The sequence below is a fragment of the Bradyrhizobium sp. SHOUNA76 genome (assembly GCF_023006445.1).
In the GTDB taxonomy this organism is placed as follows: domain Bacteria; phylum Pseudomonadota; class Alphaproteobacteria; order Rhizobiales; family Xanthobacteraceae; genus Bradyrhizobium.
Genome location: NZ_JALBHA010000619.1, coordinates 1 through 3,276 on the forward strand (window position 1 = coordinate 1; position 3,276 = coordinate 3,276).

Consider the following 3,276-nt stretch of genomic DNA (forward strand, 5'->3'; position numbering starts at 1 on the left):
GGACGGCTGCGAGCGGCGCCGGCGTATCGACATAGCCGGCTTCGACCCAGCCGGTCTTGGCGCCGGCCATGCCGCAGACGAGAACCGGCAGATGATCCGGCGCTTCGACCGCCGTAAGATGCGCTTGCAGCACGGCGGGAAAGCCGGTCTTCGCCGCCGCCAGCATACCCTCGTCGCTGCGGCGCTCGGCCAGCACCCCACCGGCACGATCGACCAGCCACAGGCGAAAACTGCTGGTGCCCCAGTCCACCGCGACATAAGCGGGTTCGGTCATCTCAACGCGTATCCTCGTCTCACGGCCAAGACGCTGTCTCGCGACAATGAGACGAGGTCTTGCAGATCCGCCCCGGGATATCGGCTATTGCCGCCGCAAACCAGCCTTTTCTCGCGGGGCCCGAGACGTTGCCGCGCTGGCACACCGCTTGCTCATGGGTCCGCACTTCACATCCGTCAACGCGCGACAAGACGCGTCAACATCAGAGGAAACCCATGGAGATCGGCTATTTCACGATGCCTTCGCATCCGCCGGAGTGCGGCCTGAAGGAAGGGAACGACTGGGACCTGCAGGTCATGCGCTGGCTCGACGAGCTCGGCTATCAGGAGGCCTGGGTCGGCGAGCACCACACCGCGCCCTGGGAACCCAACCCCACGCCGGACCTGTTGATCGCGCAGGCGCTGATGCAGACCAAGAAGCTTCGCATCGGGCCGGGCGGCTTCCTCCTGCCCTATCACCACCCCGCCGAACTCGCCAACCGCGTCGCGATGCTCGACCATCTCTCCGAGGGCCGGCTCAATTTCGGCGTCGCAGCGTCGGGCCTGCCGAGCGACTGGGCGATGTTCAACGTCGACGGCATGAGCGGACAGAACCGCGACATGACCCGCGAGGCGCTGGAGATCATTCTGAAACTCTGGACCGAGCCGGCGCCGTTCACCCACAAGGGCAAGTTCTGGACGGTGACCAAGCCGGACACGATGTTCGACTTCCTCAAGCCCCACATCAAGCCGCTGCAGGCGCCGCATCCGCCGATCGGCGTCGCTGGTCTCTCGAAGAACTCGGACACGCTGAAGCTCGCGGGCGAGCGCGGCTTCACCCCGATGAGCCTCAACCTCAACCCGGCCTATGTCTCCAGCCATTGGGACTCCGTCGAAATCGGCGCCGCCAAGACCGGGCGCAAGCCGAACCGCGCGGACTGGCGTCTGGTGCGCGAGGTGTTCGTCGCCGACACGGATGAAGAAGCCTGGAGGCTCTCGACCGGCGACATGATGGGCCGGATGATGAGCGAGTACTTCCTGCCGCTGCTCGGCCATTTCGGCTTCAAGGATTATCTGAAGCACGCGCCCGACGTGCCCGACAGCGACGTCACCGTCGAATATTGCGCCAGGCGGAACTGGATCGTCGGCTCGCCCGCGACCGTCGCCGAGAAGATCGAGAAGATCTACGACGAGGTCGGCGGCTTCGGCGTGCTGCTGGTGTTCGGCTTCGACTACAAGCACAAGGCCGAAGCCTGGCATCACTCGCTCTCGCTGCTGAAGAACGAGGTGATGCCGCGCGTTGCGCATCTCGGCTCCGCGAAGAAGGCGGCTTGACCCGATGCGGGTGCGGCGCGATCGTGCCGCACCCGCAGCGATTTTCGGAGATTTCCGTGGACGCCAAACCTCTCGACGCCAAGGATTTCAAGCAGGCGATGCGCCATTGCGCCGGTGCGGTCGCGCTGGTCACGGTCGGCGCAGAGCATGGCAAGCGCACCGGGTTGACGGTGACGTCGGCATGCTCGCTGTCGGACTCACCGCCCTCGCTCATCGTCTGCGTCAACCGCAACGCCAGCGCACATGGGCGCATCCGCGAGGAAGGCGCGTTCGCGATCAATTTCCTGCACGAGGATCACGCGCTGCTCGCGCTCACCTTCAGCGGCCAGAAGGGCGTCAACGGCGACGACCGTTTTGCTTTCGGGCAGTGGACGCGCGGCGCGACCGGTGCCCCGGTGCTGACGGATGCGGTCGCCGCATTCGATTGCGTTCTGGCGCAGGAGTTCGAGACCAGGACGCATTCGATCTTCGTCGGCGAGGTGCGCGGCGTGTCGCATGCGGATGGAGCGAGGCCGCTGGTCTACCTGCGCAGCAGTTTTCACACGCCACATGAAATGCGCGAGACGGTGACGGTCGGTGACCTCGATTCACGGCATCTGAGCTGGACGGATTTTTCGTAAGGGGCGCCGACATCGTAGGGTGGGCAAAGGCGCACTTGCGCCGTGCCCACCATCGACATCACAACAAAGGTGGTGGGCACGCGGTTGCAGCGGAGACCTCTCACCTATCTCGCCGCATGCTATTAGACACTACTGCGCCGTGTCGATCTTCAGCACCTTGATCTTCCGATAAAGCGTCGCGCGGCTCAGCTTCAGGGCGCGTGCTGCCTCGGTCACGCGGCCGCCGTGCTTACGGAGCGCCTCGACGATCGTGGCACGCTCGGCTGCTTCGAGGTCCGGCTCAACCCGCTCGCCAAACGGCGGCAGATCGAGATCCGCATCCGTAATGACGCCGTCCTCCGCGGTGCAGCCGGCGAGCCGCAGCACGTGGCGGAGCTGGCGCATGTTGCCGGGATACGGATAGGCCGCAAGCTGCGACCATGCTTGGTCCGAAAGCCTGCAGCTTGGTGCTTCCTCGCGCGCAATCTGACGGATGATATCGTCCCGGTCGGCGCGTTCGCGCAGGGCCGGCAGCCGCACCGCGAGGCCGCGCAGGCGAAAATAGAGATCGGCGCGGAAGGCGCCCTCCTCCGCCATGCGGCCGAGGTCCCGATGAGTGGCGCTAATCAGGCGGATGTCGACTGCGACTGGCTTGAGCGCACCGAGCGGCCACACTTCGCGGTTTTCCAGCACGCGCAACAGGCGCGTCTGCAGCGCGATCGGCATGTCGCCGATCTCGTCGAGGAACAGCGTGCCGCCATCGGCCTGCACGATCAGGCCCTTCGAGCCGTCGCGCCGCGCGCCGGTGAAGGCGCCCGCCTCGTAGCCGAACAGTTCGGCGTCGATCAGGCTCTCGGGCATCGCAGCGCAATTCAGCGCGACATAGTTGTTGCGCGCCCGGTTGCTCGCCGCGTGAATGGCGCGCGCGAACACATCCTTGCCGACGCCGGTCTCGCCCTGAAGCAGCACCGGCAGATTGTGGTCGCCGATGCGCTTCAGCCGTTTCACGCTTCTGACCAGGCCGGGATCGCCGCCGGCAAGCCGGTGCAGCGCATCGAAGCGATCGACGGGCGGATCGCGGCGCCTGGTG

4 protein-coding genes are annotated in these 3,276 nt (G+C 65.8%); 2 read left to right on the forward strand and 2 right to left on the reverse strand.

What is annotated here, in order from left to right:
- On the reverse strand, positions 1 to 274 hold a 274-nt coding region (locus MOV74_RS34470), incomplete at its 3' end, for a 2-dehydro-3-deoxygalactonokinase (RefSeq protein WP_246931428.1).
- Between the two features lie 215 nt (positions 275 to 489).
- On the opposite strand from MOV74_RS34470, the gene MOV74_RS34475 reads away from it, so the two are divergent.
- On the forward strand, positions 490 to 1,587 hold the full coding sequence (locus MOV74_RS34475) for an LLM class flavin-dependent oxidoreductase (protein ID WP_246931429.1): 1,098 nt from the start codon (positions 490 to 492) through the stop codon (positions 1,585 to 1,587).
- Positions 1,588 to 1,637: 50 nt separating this feature from the next.
- On the forward strand, positions 1,638 to 2,207 hold the full coding sequence (locus tag MOV74_RS34480; RefSeq protein WP_246931431.1) for a flavin reductase family protein: 570 nt from the start codon (positions 1,638 to 1,640) through the stop codon (positions 2,205 to 2,207).
- Between the two features lie 129 nt (positions 2,208 to 2,336).
- Here MOV74_RS34480 and MOV74_RS34485 read toward each other — a convergent pair.
- Positions 2,337 to 3,276, reverse strand: a 940-nt coding sequence (locus tag MOV74_RS34485) for a sigma-54-dependent Fis family transcriptional regulator (RefSeq protein WP_246931430.1), incomplete at its 5' end; no start/stop codon positions are given.

What these genes read in the sequence shown, in the direction of transcription:
- MOV74_RS34475 (WP_246931429.1), top strand. Translation starts at nt 490, where the DNA reads ATGGAGATCGGCTATTTCACGATGCCTTCGCATCCGCCGGAGTGCGGC.